Annotated in this window: 22 protein-coding genes, 1 pseudogene and 1 riboswitch; of the genes and pseudogenes, 9 read left to right on the top strand and 14 right to left on the bottom strand. The window is 71.9% G+C overall.

The features are described 5' to 3' along the window. The coding region (locus tag DMH08_RS41975; protein WP_233617887.1) for a hypothetical protein at positions 1-293 on the top strand (293 nt) is incomplete at its 5' end. Continuing rightward, positions 290-949 carry a response regulator transcription factor gene (locus tag DMH08_RS29745; protein WP_026405123.1) on the top strand — a complete coding sequence of 220 codons (660 nt, stop codon included), beginning with the start codon at positions 290-292 and terminating at the stop codon, positions 947-949. The genes DMH08_RS41975 and DMH08_RS29745, both read left to right, overlap by 4 nt. Positions 950-974: 25 nt before the next feature. On the opposite strand, the gene DMH08_RS29740 is transcribed toward DMH08_RS29745, so the two are convergent. The 4 genes from DMH08_RS29740 to groL all read right to left on the bottom strand — a co-directional run bounded on the left by DMH08_RS29740 (position 975) and on the right by groL (position 6292). Beyond that, positions 975-1562, bottom strand: coding sequence for a phospholipid scramblase-related protein (locus tag DMH08_RS29740; protein WP_026405124.1), 588 nt, complete (start codon positions 1560-1562; stop codon positions 975-977). Positions 1563-1702: 140 nt separating this feature from the next. Next, on the bottom strand, positions 1703-2290 hold the full coding sequence (locus DMH08_RS29735) for a phospholipid scramblase-related protein (RefSeq protein WP_051301375.1): 588 nt from the start codon (positions 2288-2290) through the stop codon (positions 1703-1705). 27 nt (positions 2291-2317) lie between these two features. Beyond that, a complete protein-coding gene (locus tag DMH08_RS29730; RefSeq protein ID WP_125619203.1) occupies positions 2318-4516 on the bottom strand; it encodes a DUF4132 domain-containing protein in 2199 nt (732 codons plus the stop codon). Positions 4517-4663: 147 nt separating this feature from the next. After that, a complete protein-coding gene (gene groL / locus DMH08_RS29725; protein ID WP_026405125.1) occupies positions 4664-6292 on the bottom strand; it encodes a chaperonin GroEL in 1629 nt (542 codons plus the stop codon). A 912-nt stretch (positions 6293-7204) separates the two neighbouring features. On the opposite strand from groL, the gene DMH08_RS29720 reads away from it, so the two are divergent. Both DMH08_RS29720 and DMH08_RS29715 read left to right on the top strand, forming a co-directional pair. Further along, positions 7205-7411 carry a hypothetical protein gene (locus DMH08_RS29720; RefSeq protein ID WP_199748073.1) on the top strand — a complete coding sequence of 69 codons (207 nt, stop codon included), beginning with the start codon at positions 7205-7207 and terminating at the stop codon, positions 7409-7411. Next, a complete protein-coding gene (locus DMH08_RS29715; protein ID WP_125619201.1) occupies positions 7408-7656 on the top strand; it encodes an Lsr2 family DNA-binding protein in 249 nt (82 codons plus the stop codon). Before DMH08_RS29720 ends, DMH08_RS29715 begins: the two co-directional genes overlap by 4 nt. Positions 7657-7826: 170 nt before the next feature. On the opposite strand, the gene DMH08_RS29710 is transcribed toward DMH08_RS29715, so the two are convergent. Together DMH08_RS29710 and DMH08_RS42500 are read right to left on the bottom strand one after the other, a co-directional pair. Further along, entirely contained in the window at positions 7827-8027 is a 201-nt protein-coding gene (locus DMH08_RS29710) for a hypothetical protein (protein WP_125619199.1), read from the bottom strand. Between the two features lie 15 nt (positions 8028-8042). After that, positions 8043-8177, bottom strand: coding sequence for a hypothetical protein (locus DMH08_RS42500; RefSeq protein WP_267898582.1), 135 nt, complete (start codon positions 8175-8177; stop codon positions 8043-8045). Positions 8178-8511: 334 nt separating this feature from the next. Here DMH08_RS42500 and DMH08_RS29705 point away from each other — a divergent pair, with 334 nt between their 5' ends. Beyond that, a complete protein-coding gene (locus DMH08_RS29705; RefSeq protein WP_125619197.1) occupies positions 8512-9360 on the top strand; it encodes a DUF6881 domain-containing protein in 849 nt (282 codons plus the stop codon). A gap of 323 nt (positions 9361-9683) precedes the next feature. Here the strand turns inward: DMH08_RS29705 and DMH08_RS29700 are convergent, their stop codons facing one another. Beyond that, complete coding sequence (locus DMH08_RS29700; protein ID WP_125619195.1) at positions 9684-9935, bottom strand: hypothetical protein; 252 nt, start codon at positions 9933-9935, stop codon at positions 9684-9686. A gap of 117 nt (positions 9936-10052) precedes the next feature. Between DMH08_RS29700 and DMH08_RS29695 the strand changes: the two genes are divergently transcribed. Continuing rightward, on the top strand, positions 10053-10526 hold the full coding sequence (locus DMH08_RS29695; protein ID WP_125619193.1) for an NUDIX hydrolase: 474 nt from the start codon (positions 10053-10055) through the stop codon (positions 10524-10526). Positions 10527-10682: 156 nt separating this feature from the next. Here DMH08_RS29695 and DMH08_RS29690 read toward each other — a convergent pair whose 3' ends face one another. The 4 genes from DMH08_RS29690 to DMH08_RS29675 form a co-directional block, all read right to left on the bottom strand. Beyond that, positions 10683-11756 (bottom strand): hypothetical protein, encoded by a 1074-nt coding sequence (locus DMH08_RS29690; protein WP_125619192.1) that lies wholly within the window; start codon positions 11754-11756, stop codon positions 10683-10685. Between the two features lie 556 nt (positions 11757-12312). Beyond that, positions 12313-12591 carry a MoaD/ThiS family protein gene (locus DMH08_RS29685; protein WP_026405130.1) on the bottom strand — a complete coding sequence of 93 codons (279 nt, stop codon included), beginning with the start codon at positions 12589-12591 and terminating at the stop codon, positions 12313-12315. Positions 12592-12611: 20 nt separating this feature from the next. Continuing rightward, on the bottom strand, positions 12612-13859 hold the full coding sequence (thrC, locus tag DMH08_RS29680) for a threonine synthase (RefSeq protein WP_026405131.1): 1248 nt from the start codon (positions 13857-13859) through the stop codon (positions 12612-12614). Between the two features lie 16 nt (positions 13860-13875). After that, positions 13876-14018, bottom strand: a riboswitch (SAM riboswitch). A 123-nt stretch (positions 14019-14141) separates the two neighbouring features. Beyond that, positions 14142-15104, bottom strand: a complete 963-nt coding sequence (locus tag DMH08_RS29675; RefSeq protein WP_051301380.1) for a cation diffusion facilitator family transporter — start codon at positions 15102-15104, stop codon at positions 14142-14144. A 110-nt stretch (positions 15105-15214) separates the two neighbouring features. Between DMH08_RS29675 and DMH08_RS29670 the strand changes: the two genes are divergently transcribed. Next, positions 15215-16729, top strand: a complete 1515-nt coding sequence (locus DMH08_RS29670; RefSeq protein WP_125619190.1) for an alpha,alpha-trehalose-phosphate synthase (UDP-forming) — start codon at positions 15215-15217, stop codon at positions 16727-16729. Positions 16730-16765: 36 nt separating this feature from the next. On the opposite strand, the gene DMH08_RS29665 is transcribed toward DMH08_RS29670, so the two are convergent. Both DMH08_RS29665 and DMH08_RS29660 read right to left on the bottom strand, forming a co-directional pair. Then, positions 16766-17794, bottom strand: coding sequence for a sulfotransferase family protein (locus tag DMH08_RS29665; RefSeq protein ID WP_026405133.1), 1029 nt, complete (start codon positions 17792-17794; stop codon positions 16766-16768). Positions 17795-17954: 160 nt separating this feature from the next. Continuing rightward, positions 17955-18506: an RNA polymerase sigma factor gene (locus DMH08_RS29660; RefSeq protein ID WP_026405134.1), complete on the bottom strand. Its 552-nt coding sequence runs from the start codon at positions 18504-18506 to the stop codon at positions 17955-17957. A gap of 11 nt (positions 18507-18517) precedes the next feature. On the opposite strand from DMH08_RS29660, the gene DMH08_RS29655 reads away from it, so the two are divergent. Further along, positions 18518-20578, top strand: a complete 2061-nt coding sequence (locus tag DMH08_RS29655) for a serine/threonine-protein kinase (RefSeq protein ID WP_125619188.1) — start codon at positions 18518-18520, stop codon at positions 20576-20578. A gap of 179 nt (positions 20579-20757) precedes the next feature. Then, a complete protein-coding gene (locus DMH08_RS29650; RefSeq protein ID WP_125619186.1) occupies positions 20758-21384 on the top strand; it encodes a PadR family transcriptional regulator in 627 nt (208 codons plus the stop codon). 63 nt (positions 21385-21447) lie between these two features. On the opposite strand, the pseudogene DMH08_RS40425 reads toward DMH08_RS29650, so the two are convergent. After that, positions 21448-21962 (bottom strand): annotated as a pseudogene (locus DMH08_RS40425) (hypothetical protein); the annotation flags it as partial.

Here is a 21962-nt window from a genome sequence, read left to right as displayed (position 1 = left end):
GCCAGCAGCGCGGAGCCGCACGCCGGACGGGGGCGGCACTCCGCCGGCCCCCGGGTCCCGCCGGGGTGCGGCGGCCGGCCCGGGCCCCGCCCCCCGGCGGCGGGCGCGCCCGCGCCCCGGCCCCCCGCGCCTCCGAGGCCGGCGCGACGATCGCGAAGGCGCACGGCGGCGCGGTGAGCGTGCACAGCCCGCTGGAGGGCGGCGCCCAGTTCGTCCTCGACATCCCGCTGCGCCCGGTGGTCGACGCGAGCGCCACCACGGTCGTCATGGCGGCTCCGGAGGTGACGCGGTGAACCGGATCCTGATCGCCGAGGACGAGCGGCGCATCACGTCGTTCCTGGAGAAGGGGCTGCGCTCGAACGGGTTCACGACGTCGGTCGTGGCGGACGGGCTGTCGGCGTACGAGCACGCGCGGACGGGCGAGTTCGACCTGATGATCCTGGATCTGGGCCTGCCGGTGCAGGACGGCTTCACGGTGCTGCGGCGGCTCCGCGGCGAGCGCGTCACGATGCCGGTGATCATCCTGACGGCGCGGGACACGGTGGCGGACACCGTCGCGGGCCTGGAGGGCGGCGCGGACGACTACATCGCCAAGCCGTTCGCGTTCGAGGAGCTGCTCGCGCGCGTCCGGCTGCGGCTGCGCACGGAGCGGATCCCGGAGGCGACCGTGCTGCGCGCCGGGGACCTCGACCTCGACCTGCGGACCCGGCGGGCCCGCATCGACGGGCGGACCGTCGAGCTGACCGCGCGCGAGTTCGCCCTGGCCGAGGTGTTCTGCCGGCACCCCGACCAGGTGCTCACCCGCGAGCAGCTCCTCAGCCAGGTGTGGGGGTTCGACTTCGACCCGGGGTCGAACATCGTCGACGTCTACATCCGGTACCTGCGGCGCAAGCTGGGCACGGCACGGATCGAGACGGTCCGCGGCGTCGGCTACCGGCTGCGCCCCTGACCGCGCGCCGCCCGGAGGCGCGCGGTCAGGTGATGTCCTTCGACTCGTGCAGGTTCATGTCCATGACGATCGCGGTCACCGCGGCCATCGTGCGCAGCGGCTCCGGCACCGGGTCGAAGATCTCGACGTCGTACTTGTCGGCCGTCGTCAGCAGGTGGGTGACGACCCCCGCCCACTTCTTGCGGACGTGCGCGACCTTCTTCCCGTCCTTGTCGCGGACCTGGAAGTTGTTGCGCGGGATGTCCACCTCGACGTCGCCGACCACCGTCCCGTCCTTGTCCCGGACGGCGTAGAAGCGGCCGACGCGGCGGGTGGCGAACGCCCCGACGACGTCCCCGTCGGGGCGGCGCACCTCGGTGAGCGAGCGCCCCTTCTGCTTGTCGACGACGAGGACCGGCTCGCCGTCGGGCGTGCTCAGCAGCACCGCGCGGGCGTCCAGGTCCGACTTGCCGGGGAAGGCGGTGCGGAGCGCCTCGCCGCGCCGCCGGTCGGTCTCGTCGGCGACGGCGACGGTCGTCCCGTCGCCGTCCATGACCCGGTACTTCGACTTCGCGAACGGGCCCCTGCGGGGCTGCTCGACCCTGAACACCGGGGAGCTGAACACTTCGCTCACGCGTCCTCCCGCCTTCCCGGCCCGCGGCCGCGGGCCGCTTCCGTGGCGGACGGCGCGCGGCCCGCGCCGTCCAAGCGGCGATCCTGCCAAGGGCCGCGCGCGAGGGAAAGTCCCGGACGGTCCACGGTTCCGTGCGGGGGTCAGCCGGGGAGCCAGTCCTTGCCCTCGTAGAGGATCAGGTCGATCGCCATCGGCGACATGACGACCAGGGTGCGCAGGGGGTCGGCGGACGGCCGGTGGATCTCCAGCCGGTACTTGTCCGCGCTGAGCGCCATTTCGGTCGCGAACCCCTTCCATTTCTTGTCCATCTGCGCGACGTGCGTCCCGTTCGCGTCGACGATCCTGAACTTGCGCTGCCAGGGGCCCGCGTCCATCCCGCCGATCGGGCGCTCCGCCGCGTCCAGGATGTCGAAGGCGTGCCGGCGTTTCACCGTCCTCCGGAACATCCCGACCGGGGCGCCGTCCGGCAGCGCCACCTGCGCCCAGTCGAACCCGGCCTGGACGGTGAGCAGCGGGTGCCCGTCCGGGGTCTCCACGTAGACGACGCGGCCGGAGCCGCCGTCGCCGAGGATGACCCGGAACGTCTTCTTGAGCGTCGAGACGTCGTCCTCGGCGGCGCGCGCCACCAGCGTGCCGTTGCCGTCGAACACCTTGTACTCGGAGCGGGCGGACGGGGCCCGCCGCGGCTGGTCCACGGTCAGCACCGGGGAGTCGAAGAGCCGGTACACGGCCGGTACTCCTTCACGTAGGGGACGTCACCCCAGGCCGGCGATGTCGGCCAGGAGTTCGGAGGCGGTGACGGGGTCGAGCGTGTCGCGCGGCGGCGCGGTGAACCGCACCTCCCGCAGCGTCTGCTCGGGGAAGACGTCGACGGAGCCGACCGCGATGCCCGGGGTCAGCTCGACGACCAGGCCGGGCGCGTCCCCGGGGAGGCGGCGGACGACCGAGTGGAAGACGCCGCCGTCCTCGGCGGGCCCGCGCTCCCAGCCCTTCCGCAGCAGCCCGAGGAGCGCGCCGGTCGGGACGGTCGCGCCCGCGAAGCGCTCCAGCCGCCCGGTGTCGCGCTCGCTGCCGGCGAGTTCGTCCACGTGCCGTCCGAGCTGCGGGAACGGCTGGACGATCTCGTAGTCGGCGAACAGCTCGGCCCACGCCGCGACCGCGTCGCCGAGGTCGAGCGGGTGCGCGATGCCGATGCGCGCGTCCGCCGGGAGCCGCACCGGCGCGTCGGCGGCGTCGGCGAACGTCCGGTCCTCGGCGAGCCGGAACGCCGTCCCGCCGGTCGTCCAGACGAGCCGGCGGGCGATGTGCCGCAGCAGCGGATGCTCGACGAAGTACCGCTCGAACTCGCCGGCGGTCCACCGGCGCCCGGTCGCCATCGCGCGTTCGAGGCGGCGGATCTGGTCGCCGGCGAGGCCGCGCACGTCCTTCTTGAGCGCCGCGAACCGCCGGTACGCGGCGGGGGCGAGGTCGGCGTCGTCCTTCGCGCCGGGCTTCGGGAGGGCCGTGCGGTGCTTGCCGGCCTCGTCGATCACGAACGGCCGCAGCTCCTCGTCGAACCCGACGGTGAAGCGGCGGGGGCCGTAGTCGAGGACGAGCGTCCCGGCGTCGTCGAGGCCGAGGTCCGGGACGAGCCGGTCGGCGAGTTCGTCCGCCGACAGCCCGCGCGCCTTCGCCACCATGGCCAGGCACTTCTCGGCCGTCTCGCGGCGGCCGGGGGCGGACGCGCGCTGCGCGACGCGGTGCAGCTGGGTCAGCGCGGTGTCGGTGCCGATCGCCCGCAGCACCTGGACGGCGTGCTTGTCGCTGCCCGCTCCCGGCCACTTGAGCAGCAGGGTGCCGAGCCGCCGGACGGCGTCGTCGTCGGCCAGCAGGCAGAGCTGGTCGAGCACCCAGCCGCTGCGGGACGGCGTGCGCTCGGCGATCCAGCGCTCGAAGACCGCCCGTCCGAAAGCGGCCAGCGACGCGCGGTCGCACCGCTCCAGGACCTCGCCGAGCTCGGCGTGCGTCCGCAGCTCCCCGTACCACGGGAGGGTCGAGAAGGTGAGGGCGCCGATGAGGTTCTCGACCGCCTCCGGCGGCAGCACCCGTCCGTCCAGCAGCCGGACCTCGGGCAGCGCGTCCCGGTCCAGCCAGCTGGCCTTCGGCGGCCTGACGGGCTTGGCGGGCTTCGCGGACGGCTCGTCCCGCGGGGCGTCCTCGGTGAGGAACCCCTCGACGGCCTCGGCGGCACGGTCGCCGTACGGGCGGGCGGCGTCCACCACGGCGGGGACGCCCTGCCGGGACGCGATGTGGGCGAGCGCCGCGCGGGCCTTGTCGCGCGGGATGCGCGCCTTGCCCAGCGCGCCCGGCACCAGGAACGGCACCGCGTCGGCGCCGTGCCGGGCGAGCCACTCGGCGGCGAGGCGGCGGCCCGACCCCTGGGAGAACCAGTGCGCCATCAGCACGGCCGTGTCCAGGTCGAGCAGGGGCAGCAGCGCGTAGGAGCCCCGGCCGCGGTCCACCTTCGCGTGCGGGAACACGACGTGGTGGACGTCGAGTTCGAAGCGGGCCAGCAGCGCCTTCAGATCCTCGCCCCGGGGGCCCCAGCCGCCCTTGGGGCTGGTGCCCCAGTCGGCCAGCAGCGGCCGGACGAGTTCCTCGGGCCCCCGCTTGAACATGTACGACTGGTTCGGGGTGTAGGTGACCGTCCCGTCCTTATACGCCTGGACGAATCCCTCCCACCCTTCGCTTTCCAGGATCGCTTTCTCTTTGTCGGAGAGATAGGACTGCCGGTCGCACAACTGCAGCCATTCCTCCCGCTCGCCCTCCGCCCACACGAGGCGCCGGTCGGCGGGCGGTTCCAGTCCCGGGACGAGCGTGACCGCCTTCTCTGCGGCCTTGGTCGCCTCGCGGTACGCGCGGGCGTCCCTCTCCCAGGGCGGGTCGACCAGCAGCCGGGGCAGCGCGTCGCTCATCCCGATCCTTCCGACGTCGGTGAATGTGAGGATCGGACGCACGTGTTCGAAGATCGGTTCACTGGTTTTCGGGGACGCGAAAGGGGGCGGTCCCGCAGGACCGCCCCCTTGGCGCCGTTCACCCGGTGCGGGCGGACGTGGACCCGATCAGAAGTCCATGCCGCCGGCGTCGGGCATGCCGCCCGCCGGGGCCGCGTTCTTCTCGGGCTTCTCGGCGATGACGGCCTCGGTGGTCAGGAACAGCGCGGCGATCGACGAGGCGTTCTGCAGCGCGGACCGGGTCACCTTGGCCGGGTCGAGGATCCCGGAGTCGAACATGTTGACGTAGTCGCCGGTGGCGGCGTTCAGGCCCTCGCCCGGGGTCAGGTTGCGGACCCGCTCCACCACGACGCCGCCCTCGAGGCCGGCGTTCACGGCGATCTGCTTCAGCGGCTCCTCGAGAGCGCGCTTGACGATGTTGGCGCCGGTGGCCTCGTCGCCCTGCAGCTCGAGCTTGTCGAACGCCTTGGTGCCGGCCTGCAGCAGCGCGACGCCACCGCCGGGGACGATGCCCTCCTCGACCGCGGCCTTGGCGTTGCGGACGGCGTCCTCGATGCGGTGCTTGCGCTCCTTGAGCTCCACCTCGGTCGCGGCGCCGGCCTTGATGACGGCGACACCGCCCGCGAGCTTGGCCAGGCGCTCCTGGAGCTTCTCGCGGTCGTAGTCGGAGTCGGTGTTGTCGATCTCGGTGCGGATCTGGTTGACCCGGCCCGCGATCTCGTTGGCGTCACCGGCGCCGTCCACGATGGTGGTCTCGTCCTTGGCGACGACGACCTTGCGGGCGCGGCCCAGCATGTCGAGCGTGGTGTTCTCGAGCTTGAGGCCCACGTCCTCGCTGATGACCTGGCCACCGGTCAGGGTGGCGATGTCGCCCAGCATGGCCTTGCGGCGGTCGCCGAAGCCCGGGGCCTTCACGGCCACGGACTTGAAGATGCCGCGGATCTTGTTGACGATCAGCGTCGCCAGCGCCTCGGCCTCGACGTCCTCGGCGATGATCAGCAGCGGCTTGCCGGACTGCATGACGCCCTCGAGGACCGGCAGCAGGTCCTTGTTGGCCGACACCTTCCCCTGGACGATCAGGAGGTACGGGTCCTCGAGGACCGCCTCCATCCGCTCGGGGTCGGTCACGAAGTAGTGCGAGATGTAGCCCTTGTCGAAGCGCATGCCCTCGGTCAGCTCGAGCTCCAGACCGAAGGTCTGGCTCTCCTCGACCGTGATGACGCCTTCCTTGCCGACCTTGTCCATCGCCTCGGCGATCATCTCGCCGATCTGCTGGTCGCCGGCGGAAATGGAGGCGGTGGAGGCGATCTGCTCCTTGGTCTCCACGTCCTTGGCCAGCTTGGACAGCTCCTCGCTGACCCGCTCGACCGCGGCCTCGATGCCCCGCTTCAGCGACATCGGGTTGGCGCCCGCCGCGACGTTGCGCAGACCCTCGCGCACGAGCGCCTGGGCCAGCACGGTCGCCGTCGTGGTGCCGTCACCGGCGACGTCGTCGGTCTTCTTCGCTACTTCCTTGACGAGCTCCGCGCCGATCTTCTCCCAGGCGTCCTCGAGCTCGATCTCCTTGGCGATCGACACACCGTCGTTGGTGATCGTGGGGGCGCCCCACTTCTTCTCCAGCACGACGTTGCGGCCCTTGGGGCCGAGCGTCACCTTCACCGCGTCGGCGAGCTGGTTCATGCCCCGCTCGAGACCGCGACGGGCGTCCTCGTCGAACGCGATCATCTTTGCAGCCATAGGCTCCAAGTCCTCCCGGAACAAGGTGGCTTAGACGGATCGAGCCGACGCCCGCGACGGACGACCCCGGCCGACGACTGCCATTCCGCCGCCGCTCCGAGACCTCATCGTCCCGACCCAGACTGTGAAGTTGTCACTCTCCACAGTGGAGTGCCAACCGTTTTTTAGCACTCTACCCTGTCGAGTGCAAGCAACGCGCACCCTCGCCGGGGGAAGGTTCATCTACCTCCCCAAGCCCGCCCTGACCAGTGCTGGAGTCCCTCGAAGGGCCGTCCAGAGTGCCCCGTGATGCTCCACTATGCGCGGCCGTACGCCGGTACTCACGGAACCGCTGTTCAGCCAGAGCGACAGGCACGCAAGACGCAGGTCGTACGGACGCCGAGCCAGCGGCGTAGCCAGTCGGTCAGGTGTCACGACGTGTTCCCGAGCCCGCCGCCAGACGTTCTCGCAACTGACCGACACGAGCCGGTTGCCCCGCTGGCTACGGAAGAGCCGTCCGTCCTCGGCCGTCCGGAACCGCTCAACGTGCACTCGCAGGACGGCCACCAGCTCAGCCGCGGCCGGAACCGGACGCTTCACCCCTTCAGCCCGAGACTTGAGGCCCCGCGGTTGGTGGAACCGGCCGTCGTCCGTCCACTGCTTACCGGCCGCAGGACTCGACCCGCCCAGGAGGGTCCCAGCTCACCCGTCGAGCGGATGTGCCGGAAGCACTTTCTGCTCGACGGCACGGTCGAGGCGGCGCCGCTCCGCGCCGCCGCCCGGGGCGTGCGGCGTGGGCGCCGATCCCCCGGGCGGCGGACCGCGATCCCGTTCGTACACGGCAGGGCCGTTCTCCGTATGTCGCCGTGGCACGCAGAACGCAGGTCGTACGGACGCCGAGCCAGCGGCGTCAGCCCCTACGGGATCTACGACATGTGCGGCGACATCTGGGCATGGTGCTCCACCGAGGCAGAGCCTGGCCGCGACGAGTTGAAGGGAAGTGCGTTCACAAGCCCCTTCTTCCGCTGCACACCCTCCACCCGCAACGACGCCGGTGCCGACTTGTACGACGACGACACCGGCTTCCGCACCGTAACCCCAGCCGAAACCATGCGCGCACTGCTGAACATGCAACGATGATCACCATGTCTGACGTCTACGAACGAGACGAGTGGGAGACCGATCTTTCCTATGCACGCCGTATCGCACATGTCGAGTACGGGAGAAGGCTGCGCGCGTGGGCAAAAGAAAAAGGGCTCAGCGTGAATGAGAGAGGGCGTATCCCTAGCGCCGTCATGGCGATGTATGGCGAAGCCACTGGAGACGACCTCACTACAATGCTTGCACGAATCGACCGGGAACACGGGCAACCCGGCGCCGACTAACCGAGAAGCAGCGTCCGGCTACTCCGGCGTTTGCGCCCGTGGCCTACCGATCATTGCCTATTGAGATCGAAGCGGCGCCGCTTCGCGCCGCCGCACGGCGCGGCGGTAGCCCTATGCGGCACGGGAAGCAGCGCGCGAATGAGTACTGTGCCGGTCAGGCATGGGCCTTTTCAGGAGGCCAGCCGAGCCCGGATGAGGTCACGAACTGCACGTCCCTCAGCCGCTTCCTCGTGATCTTTCACGCCTTCCGCTATCTCGTTCCAGTGCTCCAGCACCGACACCGCCCAATTCCACTGGCTACGCTTCAGCTTCACCGTGACGATCTCTTCAGGTGGCGGCCAACTGCCGGAATCGGGCACGCCGGGGGTCATGTTCGCAACTTGGTATCAGCCAGCCTCACGGACGCGCAGCCCCCGTTCACTCACGTCCTCGAAATCTGGGTTTTCAAACGCCACGTTCACTTCGTTGTCCACGCTGCCGTCAATCAGGTGCCATTGCCACATGGGCATGCTGATCGCCATCTCGACGTCATCTGGAGGGGGCAAGTCCATGGCCGGTCATCGTTGCCGCCCGGTCGATCGGCGTCAACGGCGAGCCGCGGCGCGGAGCAATCACGGAACGGACGGCACCGGACAGGGGGTACGGGCCGTCCGTTCGCTGGCCAGGGGTGTCTGCGCGCCCCTCTCCGAAGGAAGGTTCGTCTACCGACCGCACTGGCCAGCGCGGGCCGGCTCCCGCACCACGGTGCGAGCCCCCGAAGGCGGCGTTCGTCCTCGCTCGGACGTGTTGCGGTGCGGCGTCGTCGCGTCCAAGATCTGCTGACCGCCATCGCGACAGGAAACGGAGCTGATCGGAATGCCCAGCGACGAGAGCCCCGCGTCGATCAGGCGACACGAGTTGATCCGGGAGATCGGCCAAGGGATCGTCGGTCGGGCGCCGGCGGGGTGGACCCGTATCGATGCGGTGTACATGGCCGCGGGAGACTGGCTTCATCGCCGCATCGACATTCGGACGGAGGCGGGCCCGTACGACGGCTCGCCCGGTCGTATCGATGCCGGGCCGGTGCGGGAACTGCGAGACGTCATGTCCGCACCGGGTGCGGGGACCTGGTTCACGATGTACCTGACCATTGAGCGTGGCACCGATGTGGACGCGAGGTTCGATCGGGACGGTCGGCCGCCCATCGATGTCCCGATCGGGTCGGCGCTCGCGGTCGATCTCGAGAGGTATCCCCGGTCGGTGGTCCCGCAATGGATGCGTGACGACATCGCGGAAGCGGAGCGCCGGAGATCCGAGGGGGCGCGTCACGCTGCCGCCTTGGGCGTCCCTGCGCCAGAGGTCGTCGCCGCGGTGCTGGAGCGGATCGCCGGTGGTGCGCGACGTGTCGTCGACGCGGACGTTGATTCGATGGTCGATGAAATGCGGTACATCCGGATTGAGCGTAATGGTGCTCCGGTTGAGGGACCTGTGGTCGCGTTCTGTGAGATCGATGAGGACGGGTACGAGAACCGCAAGGTCGAGGTCTTTCCCGACGGCGTCCTCGATTACGCGGGCGGGTTCGTGGAAGGCGAGACGACGCGGCTGGGCGATGACCCGGTGGGCACCGTAGCCGAGATCTCCCGACGGCCCGGATTCACGGCGCACGAGATCACATCGGCAGAGTTTCGAGCCGCTTGGGCGGCGGCAGGCGGGTTCGAGGACTGATACTGCGGCGGTGTTGGCGCGGAGGCGGCCGCCGACCGGGCATGTCGGGGGTGTTGCGGGTCGGCGGGCTGCACAGCCGTTGCCGTGGTCGTCCGTGAAGTCGATCAGGTGCGGCACATCGCGATCGGTCATCGCCGCATGCCGGACAGCGAACGGCCGCCCCGGATTCGGTTCGGGGCGGCCGTCGGGAGTCGCTCTGCGCGCGTAACGCGGGACGCGCTCGGCCGCTGCTTGCCGTTGGCGTCCTGCTCGGAGCCATCGCGGAACGGACGGCGCGGGGGGCGGGGTCCCGGGTCTTTCGATTGCGGAGTGTGTCGATGCGCTCACGGGTTGGGGGTGTCGCTGTTTTCGAAGGTTCGCGCCACCCTTTCATGGACCTGCTGCCACAGGGTTTCGTGCGGTTCCGCGTCCATGCCCTCGGCTCGGAAGACCGCCTCCGTGAACGCGTCGGCGTCCGGCGGCGGGGAGGCGCAGAGCGCGGCATGGTCCTCTGGCGGCAGGCAGAACCCGAGTTCGATGCACAGGTCGCGCAGCAAGGAGGCGACGTCCTCAGGGGGCAGCTGTTGAGCGCTCACGGTCCCCATATTGGCCGACATCGGGCCGGGCGGTCGGCTTTGCGGATTGTGGCCGCTTCTCCGGTCGCTGGGCGGGATGATGTCGTTGGAAACGCGGCGACGGTTCGGAGGGTCGGGGTGAGTTTTCGGCTGGGGGCTTATGGCGTGTGCATCGAGGACGGGCGGGTGCTGCTCGTCCGGTATGTGCCGCCGAAGGGGGCGACCGTGTGGACGCTGCCGGGGGGCGGGGTGGAGCACGCGGAGGACCCGTTCGACGCGGTCGTTCGCGAGGTCGCCGAGGAGACCGGGTACAGCGTGGTGGTCGAACGGCTGCTGGGCGTGGACTCGAGGGTGATCCCGGCGGCGGAGCGCGCCGTTCCGGGCGGGCCCGAGCACCAGAACGTCGGCGTCTTCTACCAGGTCCGCGTCACCGGCGGACGGCTCCGGCCCGAGCCGAACGGGGACACCGACGAGCCGGTCTGGACCCCGCTGCGGGACGTCGCGGGCCTGCAGCGTTCGTCGCTCGTCGATGTCGGGCTCGAACTGGCGCGGACGCTGCCGCCGACCGGCCATGTCGAACCCGTCCCGGTCGGCGGGCCGGTCCGGCACTGAGGCGGCATGGGAACGGCCGCTCCGGACGAGGCCGGAGCGGCCGTTCGAGATCATCCCCCGCCGACCCGGCTGGGACGGTCGCCCGCACTGCTCTTCTGCGGTCGGTGGCCGTGATCGGCACGTTGAGCATCTGCCACCGTTCGGCGGGGCGGCGGACTACTTGATGGAGTCCTGCTCGGACCCCTCCACCTCGTTGACCGCGGTGTTGCCCTTACCGCCCTTGAGGCTGGTGTGGAAGTCGCCGGTCTTGACCGACTCGTTCCCGACCTTCGGCGACGCCGCCGGCGAGCCGGTGACGTTGCTGAAGGAGAGGTCGCCCGGGCCGGACTCGGCGACGATGGTCGGGCCGTTCACGCCCACCTTCGAGTGCTTCGCGGCGAACACGTTGTCGAAGCCACCCTTCTTGTGGTCGCCCTTGTCACCGTGGCCGCCCTTGTCACCGTGGCCACCCTTGTCACCGTGACCGCCGGTGCGGGCACCCTGCTCGGGGGTGCCGGCCTCCTCGACCAGGGCCTCGTTCTGCACGGCCTCCTGCTGCGCGGCCTCGGGCTTGGCGTCCTGGGCCTGGGCCTGGTGCTGCATGGCCTCGGGCTTGGCGTCCTGAGCCTGGACCTCGTGCTGCGCCGCCTCGGGCTTGGCCTCCTGCTGCGCCGCCTCGGGCTTGGCCTCCTGCTGCGCGGCCGCCGGCTTCGCCTCCTCGGCCTCGGCCTCCTGCTGCGCGGCCTCCGGCTTGGCCTCCTGCTGCGCGGCCTCGGGCTTGGCGTCCTGAGCCTGGGCCTCCTGCTGCGCCGCCTCCGGCTTGGCCTCCTGGGCCTCGGCCTGGGCCTCCTGCTGCGCCGCCTCCGGCTTGGCCTCCTCGGCCTTGGCGTGGGCGCCCGCCTCCTCGGCCTGCCCCTTCACCGAGTCCTGCTCGGTGCCCTCGATCTCGTTGACGACGGTGTTGCCCTTGCCGTCCTTGAGGTTCGTCTTGATGTCGCCGGTCTTGACCGACTCGTTGCCGACCTTGGGCGACGCCTTGGGCGAGCCGGTGACGTTGCTGTACGAGAGGTCACCAGGGCCGCTCTCGACGACGTAGACCGGACCGTTGTGGCCGACGGTCGCGTTCTCCACGATGAAGATGGTGATGTCCTTCTTCGCCGTGGTCTCCACCGCCATGGCCGACGGCGCCAGGAGCATGGGCGCACCCATCGCGATCCCGCCGATCACCGCCGCACGAGCAATGCGATTCATGCCTTTCCCTTCTGTTTGCGAAGCGACGCGCTCCCTGCTGGAGCACTAAGACCCACTCTTCCAGGAAAGAAATGACGCAACACTCAAGTCCCGAGCCAGCATCCTCCAAGATCATCCCAGCAAAACCGCATCGGGAAAAAGCGCTCCTCCCCTCCGGGGCGGCACTCAGGAAAAGCGATGATCACTGAAATTGGCCCTGCTATGTCCCGCTATTCACCACTGTGGACGGTCGACATTTTCCCGCAAATCGCCCGGCAAACTTCGCGTGGGCGGCACTGTCACCCGACACCGGGACCGAGTGCGAGCGAGCCGGGTCAGCCGACGCCGCAGGGGCTGGTTCCGACGGTCGAGATGTCGGCGCCCGGGAACCGGAAGTAGCCGTCGACGGCCAGGCCCGCGGGGACGAGGAGGAGCAGGGCGACCGGGAGCGCGGCCGCGCTCGCCGCGCGGGCGTGGCCGAGCGGCGGTCGGGGGGGGCATCGGCGGCGATTGTAGGCCCGCCCGGCGCACGTCGGACGTGCGCCGGGCGGGCCGGGACGGGCGGGGCGGTCGGGCGTCAGCCGCCGGCGACCGCGGGGATGATCGAAATCTGGGCGCCGGCCGGCGTCGGGGTGTCGAGGCCCTCGGCGAACCGGACGTCCTCGTCGCCCACGTACACGTTGACGAACCGGCGGATCTTGCCGGCGTCGTCGAGGATGCGGGCGGAGATCCCGGAGTAGCTGGCCTCCAGGTCGGCGACGACGGCGCGCAGGGTCGCGCCCTCGGCCTTCACCTCCGACTCGCCGCCGGTGTAGGTGCGCAGGATCGTCGGGATCCGCACGGACACGCTGCTCATTGCTCGACTCCTCTTCGTTTTCAGGCGAGGCCCGCGGCGCGGAACGCGTCCAGGGACGGGGCGATGTTCGCGCTCGGCGCGACCACGGGGGCGACGGCGTCCAGGGTCTTCAGCCCGTCCCCGGAGTTGATGATCACGGTCTCGGCGGCCGGGTCGAGCACGCCGCCCTCGACCAGCTTGCGGAGGGTGGCGACGGTGACGCCGCCGGCGGTCTCGCCGAAGACGCCCTCGGTGCGGGCGAGCAGCCGGATGCCCTCGACGACCTGCTCGTCGGTGACGTCCTCGATGGCGCCGCCGGTGCGGCGGGCGACGTCCAGGACGTACGGGCCGTCGGCGGGGTTGCCGATGGCGAGGGACTTGGCGATGGTGTCGGGCTTGACCGGGCGGACCACGTCGTGCCCGGCCTTGAACGCGGCGGACACCGGGGAGCAGCCTTCGGCCTGCGCGCCGAACACCTTGTAGGGGCGGTCCTCGACGAGGCCGAGCTTGATGAGCTCTTGGAACGCCTTGTCGATCTTGGTGAGCTGGGAGCCGGACGCGATCGGGACGACGATCTGGTCGGGCAGCCGCCAGCCGAGCTGCTCGGCGATCTCGTAGCCGAGGGTCTTGGAGCCCTCCGCGTAGTACGGGCGGACGTTGACGTTCACGAACGCCCACTCGTCCTGCTCGCCGGCGATCTCGGACGCGAGCCGGTTCACGTCGTCGTAGTTGCCGTCGACCGTGACGAACGTGCCGCCGTACACGGCCGTCGTGATGATCTTCTGCGACTCGAGGTTGGACGGGACGAACACGGCGGAGCGGATTCCGGCGCGGGCCGCGGCGGCGGCGACAGCGTTCGCGAGGTTCCCGGTGGACGGGCAGGCGAGCACCTTGAAGCCGAGTTCGCGGGCGGCGGCGAGCGCGACGGCGACGACGCGGTCCTTGAACGAGTGGGTCGGGTTGCCGCTGTCGTCCTTCACCCAGAGCTTCTGCAGGCCGAGGGCCTCGGCGAGGTTGTCGGCCCGGACGAGCCGGGTCAGGCCGGGCTCGGTGTTGGGGGTGGACGCGACGTCGGACGGGACGGGCAGCAGGCCGCGGTACCGCCAGATGTTGCGGGGCCCGGACTCGATGTCGGCGCGGGTGATGCCGCCGAAGTCGTACGAGATCTCGAGGGGGCCGAAACACTCCTCGCACGCGTAGTGCGGGCCGAGTTCGCGGGATGCGCCGCATTCGCGGCAGACGAGGGCGGTAGCGGGGCCGAGGTCGGCGGTGGCAGACGTGGTTGCCATGAGGGCGAGCCCTTTCTCCCCATCTTTCCTGCGCCACCTTGGTCGCAGGCCGGAGTTGGCACCTTCTCCCGGCGGGCCTCGCGGGGGTCGCGAGCGCACACGAGCCGGGTGGTTGCCGGGGCTTCGCAGGGCCGGTCCCTCCACCCCTCTGGATGAGCGTTATTCAGTTGTTCGAGCGCTCTTTGGGCTCGTATGCGTGACTTTACATCACCTGACCGGATCGCAGACAGGCGGGTTCCACGCTTTGAGACGTTACCCCCACGTGCTCTTGATCACGCTCCCTCACGGGCGGGCGCGGGCGACGGGCGGGACGCCGTCCGCGGGGCCGCCGGGCGCCTGGGTGGGGTCGAGGAACACGTGCCGGACGAGCGGGTACCGCTCGCGCAGCCGGCGGTCGATGGCGCCCGCGACGTCCTCGGCCTCGTCGGCGCTGATGTGGTCGGAGAAGTGGACCTTCGCGGCGACGAGCAGCTCCTCGGGGCCGAAGTGCATGGTGAGCAGGGACTCGACGCCGGTGACGCCGGGCGCCCCGGCGATCTCGGTCCGGATGCCGCGCTGCACGGCGGGGTCGGCGGCGCGGCCGATGATGAGCCCCTTGCTCTCCCGGCCGATGACGAACGCGAGCCCGGCCAGCAGGACCCCGATCAGGACGGACGCGAGGCCGTCCCAGAACTCGGACCCGGTGAGCTCGCGGAGGACGAGCCCGGCGGCGGCGAGCACGAGCCCGATCATCGCGGCGGAGTCCTCGAACAGGGCGGTCTTGAACGTGATGTCGGGTGACCGGCGGACGTGCTCGACGATGTCGTGCTCGCTGCGGCGGGTCTCCATGCGGGCCTGGTGGAAGGCGCGGATCCACGACGTCCCCTCGAGGACGGCCGCGAGGCCGAGGACGGCGAACGCGAGCCCGGCGCTGCTGTCGTCCCGGCTGCGGCCGGTCATGGTCAGCACGCCCTCGAAGATCGAGTAGCCCGCGCCCGCGACGAAGATGGCGCCGGCGGCGAGCAGGGACCAGAAGTACCGCTCGTTGCCGTAGCCGAAGGGGTGGCGCCGGTCGGGCCGGCGCGCGCTCCGCCGCAGGGAGATCAGCAGGAAGACCTGGTTGAGGGAGTCGCCGACGGAGTGGGCGCCCTCGGCGAGCATCGCGCTGGACGCCGACACCAGCCCGGCGATGATCTTCGCGAAGGCGAGGAGGAGGTTCGCGGTCAGCGCGACGAGCACCGTTTTCGTCGTCTCGGTCCGGCTCATCCGAGCCGGTTACCCGTCGCAAACCCCCTTAATCCAGGCGCTCGCGCCACCTTCCCCCTACCTCCCGGGTCACGTTGAAGCACCGCGACCCCAGCTGAGATTCTGCGGGTATGAGCCAAGTGCTGGTGGCGTCGAACCGCGGTCCGGTGTCGTTCTCGCTGTCCGACGACGGCGCGCTGACGATGCGCCGCGGGGGCGGCGGCCTGGTCTCGGGTCTCGCCGCCGTCACCGGCGCGCCCCCGGACGACCGCGGCGGCGCGGCGCCCGGCGCGGCGCCCGGCGGCCCGCTGGACGAGGCGTCCGGACGGGCCGCGGACCCGGCCGTCCTGTGGGTGTGCGCGGCGCTCGGCGACGCGGACCGGACGGCCGCGCGGCGGGCCCCCGACGGGCGCATCGACCTCGCGGGCCACGACACCGGCGGCGCGGCGGTGCGGATGCTCGACATCCCCGCGTCCACGTTCCACCGCGCGTACAACGAGATCGCGAACTCGACGCTGTGGTTCGTCCACCACCTGCTGTACGACACTCCGCGCCGCCCCCACTTTGACGCCCGCGCGCGCCGGGACTGGCAGTCGTACGAGGCGTACAACGCGGCGTTCGCGGACGCGCTGGCGCGGGACGCGGCGCCCGGCGCGAAGGCCGCCGTGCAGGACTACCACCTGTCGCTGGCGCCGCGGATGCTGCGCGAGCGGCGCCCCGACCTGAAGATCGTCCACTTCTCGCACACGCCGTGGGCGCCGCCCGAGTACTTCCGGCTGCTCCCCGACGACATCGCCGAGCAGCTCCTGCTGGGCGTGCTCGGCGCCGACCACGCGGGGTTCCTGACCGAGCGGTGGGCCTCGGCGTTCCTGGACTGCTGCGCGCTGCTGCCCGGCGCCCGCGTCGACCGCGCGGCCCGGACGGTCGCGTGCGGCGGGCACGTCACGCGGGTCGGCGTGCACGGGCTCGGCGTGGACGGGCCCGCCCTGCGGGAGCGCGCGGCGGAACCGGACGTCGCGGAGCGGGCGCGCGCGCTGCGCGAGCAGGTGGGCGACCGCCGGCTCATCGTGCGCATCGACAGGACGGAACTGTCGAAGAACATCGTGCGCGGGCTCGCGGCGTACCGGGAACTGCTCGTGAACCATCCGGAGTGGCGCGGACGCGTGGTGCACCTGGCGTTCGCGTACCCGTCGCGGTACGACCTGCCCGAGTACCGCGAGTACACGGCGGCGGTGCGGCGGGAGGCGGAGCGGATCACCGAGGAGTTCGGCACCGCCGCGTGGGAGCCGCTGATCCTCCAGGTGAACGACGACTACCCGCGCTCCCTCGCGGCCTACGGGCTCGCGGACGTCCTGCTGGTGAACCCGATCCGGGACGGGATGAACCTCGTCGCGAAGGAGGGCCCGGTGCTGTCGCGGCGCGACGGCGCGCTCGTCCTGTCGCGGGAGGCGGGCGCGGCGGCGGAGCTGTCCGGCGACGCGCTCATGGTGAACCCGTACGACGTGACGCAGACGGCGGAGGCGCTGCACCGGGCGCTGCTGATGCCGCGGGACGAGCGCGCGGCGCGCCGCGCCCGGCTGGCGGCGGCCGCGACGGCGCTGCCGCCGCAGCGCTGGTTCGCCGACCAGCTCGCGGCGCTCGACTGACGCGCCGCCGGACGCCCGTCCGGTCCGGCGGGCCGGTCACACGTCGGACGTGAGCCGGGCACGTTCGGGCGGCAGGAGGCATTCGACCGGGTTCGGCTCGTGGTGGCGGCGCCACCGCTCCCGGACGGCCTCCTTGCGCTGCGCCATCCGCCGGTGCGCGCCGACCCTGGCGTACCGGGCGAGGTGCGCGGCGGCGGGCCGGGGCAGGCCGCTCGGCTCGTACCCGTACTCGGCGAGGCGGTCGCCGAAGGCGGCTTCGGCCAGGCTGATCTGCCAGGGGTCGAGCCGCTGCGCCCACGAGCCGACCTGGGTGGACGTGACGGCGTCGTGCGTGCGGCCGTGCCAGCGCTTGCGCAGCGGGACGGTCCGGCGCGCGAGGCCCTGGGGGCTCGTCATCGCGGGGTCGAAGTCCTCGCCGAGGAACGCGCAGAGCCGGATCAGCTCGTCGGCGGGGTCGGCGACGAGCCGCTCGTACTGCAGCTCGTAGTACGTGTCGGGGCCGAGCCGGGACGCGAGGCGGCGGCCCTGGTCGATCGCCTCCCGCCACGCGCAGATCGCGTGGTGGATGTCGCCGTCGTACCACGGCATCTCCTGCAGCGACGCGATGCAGTCGCGGCCGTCCCGGACGAGGTGGACGAACTGGGCGTCCGGGAACATGCGCAGCAGCGGGCCGGTGTACCGCGCGTAGCTCGGCCGCTTGTCGCCCCAGCGCGGCTTGCCGAACCGGCGGGCGTACGCGCGGAACACCGCCCCGTACGCGGAGCCGAGCGTGGGCGGCGCCGCGACGATCCCGGCGGCGGTCTCGGCGGCGTCCAGGCCGAGCTCGTGGAACTTCGTCTGCCGCCGATCGGTGATCCACTCGGCGAGCGCCCGCCTGTTCGAACTGTCCGTGAGGTCACCGAACTCGCACCGTTGCGCATAGCCGGGGAGGACGAACCTGGTCTCGGGGGCGACCGCGATGCGCCGGTGCGAGTGCAGCATGAGCTGGAGCATCGTCGTCCCCGAGCGGGGGCAGCCGATGACGAAGATCGGTCGCTCGGAACGGGCGGCGGGACCTGGTGACATGCACGGAATGCTCGCGGCGGCGCGCGCGCCGCGCCCGCCGCATCGACGGATCGTTGCGGCGCGATGACCCGGCCTTGACGCCCCCGGCCCGCGGATGTCCGGACGTTTCGCGGCACGTCGCACTACGCGCGTCCGGTACCGGCCCGGGCCCGGCGGGGGCTCAGGTGTAGGACTCGCCGAGCGTCTGCCGCACCTGGCGCCGCGCCTCGTGGATGCGCGACTTGACCGTCCCGAGCGGGAGCTTGAGCTGCTCGGCGATCTCCGCGTACTCGAGCTGGGAGACGTCCCGCAGGACGAGCGCCTGGATGAGGTCGGGCTTGCGGGCCTCCAGGTCCTCCATGGCGTCGAGGATGTCGACGCGGGAGCCCGCGATGACGCTGGTGCGGCGCGGGTCGGGGCGCTGCTGCGGCAGCTCGCCCGCCTGCTCGACCGAGCGGCGCTTCAGCGACCGGTAGGTGGAGCGCGCCGAGTTCGCGACGACGACGTGCAGCCACGTGCTGAACCGGGAGCGTCCCTCGAAGCGGTGGATGTTCCGCGCGACCTGGAGCAGCGCGTCCTGGCACGCCTCCTCGGCGTCCTGCCGGCAGGGCAGGAACCGGGCGGCGTGCCGCAGCACGTCCGGCTCGATCTTGCGGAGGAGGTCGTTGAGGGCGGCCTGGTCGCCCTGCGCGGCCCGCAGGGCCAGCTCCTCGGTCCGTTCATCGAATGCCATGCCGTGCCTCAATGCTCGATCGCACACTCACCCCGTTTGTTGGGCATGATACGGGAGTGTCCTTCCCACCGAACGTCGACCGTTACCGAATCGATCGCGCCCTGGGTTCCGGGGCGTTCGCGTCCGTGTGGCTCGGGCACGACGACGCCTTGGAATCGCCGGTGGCCATCAAAGTCCTGTCCGGCAGCCTCGTCGACGACCTCGACGTGCGCAACCGCTTCCTCGAGGAGGCGCGCATCCTGCGCCGGGCCGACTCCGAGCGTCTCGTGCGAGTGCACGACATCGGCGAGCTCCCCGACAGACGCCCGTACTTCGTCATGTCGTACGCGGACCGCGGGACGCTCGCCGACCGGATGCGCGAACGGCCGCTTCCGGTCAACGAGGCCGTCGCCCTCGCCGAGGAGATCGCCTACGGCGTCGAGGTGATCAACGCGCTCGGCGTGATCCACCGCGACCTCAAACCGTCGAACGTGCTGTTCCAGTCGACCCCGGACGGCGGCGAGAAGCTGCTGATCGCCGACCTCGGGCTGGCGAAGGCGCTGGCGCACGCGTCCGGCGCGTTCACGCTGCCCGTCGGCACCCCCGGCTACATGTCCCCCGAGCAGGCCCGCTTCGGCGGCGGCCTGGACGTCCGCGCGGACGTCTACGGGCTCGGCGCGCTGACGTTCCACATGCTCGCGGGCCGCGCCCCCGGCCCGGCGCCGGTGAAGTCGCCGCCGAGCGAGCTGCGCGAGGGCGTGACCGCCGCGATGGACCAGGTCGTCCTGCGCGCGCTGGAGGTCGACCGGGAGAACCGCTGGCCGACCGCCGAGGCGTTCGCCGAGGCCCTCTCCACCCTCATCCCGCCGTCCGCGCGGATCGCCGCGTCGCGGTCCTCCGCGCCGGCCTCGCCGGCTTCGGCTGCTCCGGCTGCTCCGGTGACGATGTTCGACGAGGCGCCGCCGTCCGTCCCGGCCGCGTCCGAACCGGCCGCCCCCGCCGAACCGCGGATCGACCCGGACGCCACCGTGCTGGACTTCCGCGGCGACGGGACGCCCGCGCCTTCGTCGTCCGCGCCGTCGTCGCCGTCGTCGGCCGGGGCGGTGCCGCCGGGCATGCGGACGCGGTTCGACCCGCCGCCCGCCGCGGACGGCGACCAGACGATCGTCGACCACCCCGGCCCGCGTCCGGGCGACGGCGGCGCGTTCGGCGCGGGGCCGTCGCAGCCGTCGTCGGGCGGGCTCGCCGACGGCGCCACCGTGGCGATTCCTTCGCAGCACCCGTCGTCCGCACCGAACACCGACGACCAGCGCACCGCGGCGTTCCCCGCCGGGCAGCCGCCCGGGCCGGTGCCGCCCCCCGGCGGCCACGGGCCGCCGCCGACCGGCTTCCAGCCGCCCCCGCCCGTCCAGGGGCAGGGGCAGGGCGGTTCGGGCGGCGCCGGCGGCGGGCCGCTCGGGCGGCTCAAGGGCGCCGGCGGCCGGTACGGGACGCCGCTGGTGATCACGGCGGTCGTGCTCGCGGTCGCGGTCGTCGCGGGGCTCCTGCTCGGCACCCTGTTCTCCGGCGACGGCGGCGGGTCGGGGGACGACGGCGAGAAGAAGAACGCGATCCCGAAGGACTTCGTCCAGCTCTCCAACAACGGCGGCAAGATCAAGGTGGCGGTGCCGAAGGCGTGGCCGCTGCAGCAGGAGCAGACCTGGGCGCCGTCGATCGTCGGGCTGAACGACCCGCAGGAGCGTCCCGTCCTCCGGGCGACCACGAGCGTGGACGGCTTCCAGGGCAACGGGGCCGTCCCGGGCGTGTTCATCGGCGTCACCACCGACATGCGGGAGGGGCGGCTCCCGCCGCCCACCGCCGCGCGGCACCCGCAGTGCAAGCAGGCGGGGCCGGAGAACTACACGTCGCCCGACAAGGCGCTCACCGGGACGATCACGCGGTTCACCGGCTGCGCGTCCGGGACGGCGTCGGTCACGGAGGTCGGGCTGCGGCACGAATCCGGCAAGTTCGGGCTGTGGATCCGGGTGAAGGAGACCGACGACCGCAAGGCGACCACCGACATCCTCGACCACCTGCAGGTGACCGGCCCCTGATCCCGGCCCCCGCGCCGGTTCCCCCCGACGTCCGTCGGCACGTTCGCGCCCGGGCCCGCTCGTCCTCGACGAAGCGGGCCTAGGCGCTTCTTCCTGCGCCCGTCCGGTCCGGCGCTTGCCAACGACAGTTTGCCGATATATCGTTAATGCATCGCAACCGATCATAGAAGGAGCGAGCGATGCATGCACACGACATGGGGGGCCCGGACCCCTTCCAGCATTTCGAACACCGCGCCCGGCGCGGCGGCCCCTTCGGCCCCGGCGGGCCGGGCGGCCCGATGGGTCCCTTCGGCCAGGGCGGACCGGGCCCCTGGGGGCACGGCCACCGGGGCGGCGGGCGCGGCGGTCGCGGCGGACGGCGCACCCGGCGCGGCAACGTCCGCGCGGCCCTGCTCGCGCTGCTCGCCGAGCGCCCCATGCACGGCTACGAGATGATCCAGGAACTGGACGAGCGCACCGGCGGCGTCTGGCGTCCGAGCCCCGGCTCGGTCTACCCCACCCTCCAGATGCTGGAGGACGAGGGCCTCGTCACCAGCCGCGAGGACGGCGGCAAGCGGCTGTTCGAACTCACCGACACGGGCCGCGCGGAGACCGCCAAGCAGACCACCGCCCCCTGGGAGGAGGTCACCGACGCCGCGGGCGAGAACGTCCTGCGGGGCCGCGAGGCCGTCGGGCAGCTCATGGGCGCCCTGCAGCAGGTGATGGCGGTCGGCAGCGAGACGCAGAAGGCGCGCGCGCTGGACGTCGTCAACGACGCCCGCCGCCGCATCTACGGGATCCTCGCCGATGACCCCGAAGCGGAGTGACCCCGGGAGCCGCCCCGGCCGGGGGCCGTCGCACGGCGCGACGGCCCCTTCTCCATGGCCCGGTCAGCTCGGGAAAGGCGCCGGCTTGGCGAGCTGGTCGTTCACGTAGAGCTGCCGCCAGATGAACAGGCCGAGATCCGTGCCGTCGATGCGGCGGTCCACCGGCACGGTGACCGTCGCCCGCACCAGGTACGACGAACCGGGCGGCATCCACTTGTCGCCGCCGTCCCCCGCGATCGGCTCCCCGCCCGCCAGGGTCTTGACCACCCGGCTCTTGGTCGGCGGCGTGCACATGTCCTCGGGCACCCCCGCCTGCGGCATGCAGCGCCCCCGCGCGTCGTCGGCCACCAGATCCGCCTTCACGAACACGTCCCCCGGGAAGTCCAGCAGGACCTGCTCGTCCTTCGGGTTCGTCAGCAGGTACTCGATGTACGGGTAGGACGTCCCGGACGGCGCCGCCGACTGCGCCGACGGCATCGCCCCGTCGCTCACGCCCGCGGTCACCGCCGCGATCCGGTAGCGCGACCCGTCCGCCGTCCCGACCTCGACCGGCTTCCCCGCCTCCGGCAGCGGGACGG

Source organism: Actinomadura sp. WAC 06369, from assembly GCF_003947565.1.
Lineage (GTDB): Bacteria > Actinomycetota > Actinomycetes > Streptosporangiales > Streptosporangiaceae > Spirillospora > Spirillospora rifamycini.
This window is presented reverse-complemented; position numbering and strand designations above follow the sequence as displayed.

Coding starts and splice junctions, on each gene's coding strand:
- DMH08_RS29730 (WP_125619203.1), bottom strand. CDS start 4,516: ATGAGCGACGCGCTGCCCCGGCTGCTGGTCGACCCGCCCTGGGAGAGG.
- groL (WP_026405125.1), bottom strand. CDS start 6,292: ATGGCTGCAAAGATGATCGCGTTCGACGAGGACGCCCGTCGCGGTCTC.
- DMH08_RS29720 (WP_199748073.1), top strand. CDS start 7,205: ATGTGCGGCGACATCTGGGCATGGTGCTCCACCGAGGCAGAGCCTGGC.
- DMH08_RS29715 (WP_125619201.1), top strand. CDS start 7,408: ATGATCACCATGTCTGACGTCTACGAACGAGACGAGTGGGAGACCGAT.
- DMH08_RS29710 (WP_125619199.1), bottom strand. CDS start 8,027: ATGACCCCCGGCGTGCCCGATTCCGGCAGTTGGCCGCCACCTGAAGAG.
- DMH08_RS42500 (WP_267898582.1), bottom strand. CDS start 8,177: ATGGCGATCAGCATGCCCATGTGGCAATGGCACCTGATTGACGGCAGC.
- DMH08_RS29705 (WP_125619197.1), top strand. CDS start 8,512: ATGCCCAGCGACGAGAGCCCCGCGTCGATCAGGCGACACGAGTTGATC.
- DMH08_RS29690 (WP_125619192.1), bottom strand. CDS start 11,756: ATGAATCGCATTGCTCGTGCGGCGGTGATCGGCGGGATCGCGATGGGT.
- DMH08_RS29685 (WP_026405130.1), bottom strand. CDS start 12,591: ATGAGCAGCGTGTCCGTGCGGATCCCGACGATCCTGCGCACCTACACC.
- thrC (WP_026405131.1), bottom strand. CDS start 13,859: ATGGCAACCACGTCTGCCACCGCCGACCTCGGCCCCGCTACCGCCCTC.
- DMH08_RS29675 (WP_051301380.1), bottom strand. CDS start 15,104: ATGAGCCGGACCGAGACGACGAAAACGGTGCTCGTCGCGCTGACCGCG.
- DMH08_RS29670 (WP_125619190.1), top strand. CDS start 15,215: ATGAGCCAAGTGCTGGTGGCGTCGAACCGCGGTCCGGTGTCGTTCTCG.
- DMH08_RS29665 (WP_026405133.1), bottom strand. CDS start 17,794: ATGTCACCAGGTCCCGCCGCCCGTTCCGAGCGACCGATCTTCGTCATC.
- DMH08_RS29660 (WP_026405134.1), bottom strand. CDS start 18,506: ATGGCATTCGATGAACGGACCGAGGAGCTGGCCCTGCGGGCCGCGCAG.
- DMH08_RS29655 (WP_125619188.1), top strand. CDS start 18,518: ATGCTCGATCGCACACTCACCCCGTTTGTTGGGCATGATACGGGAGTG.
- DMH08_RS29650 (WP_125619186.1), top strand. CDS start 20,758: ATGCATGCACACGACATGGGGGGCCCGGACCCCTTCCAGCATTTCGAA.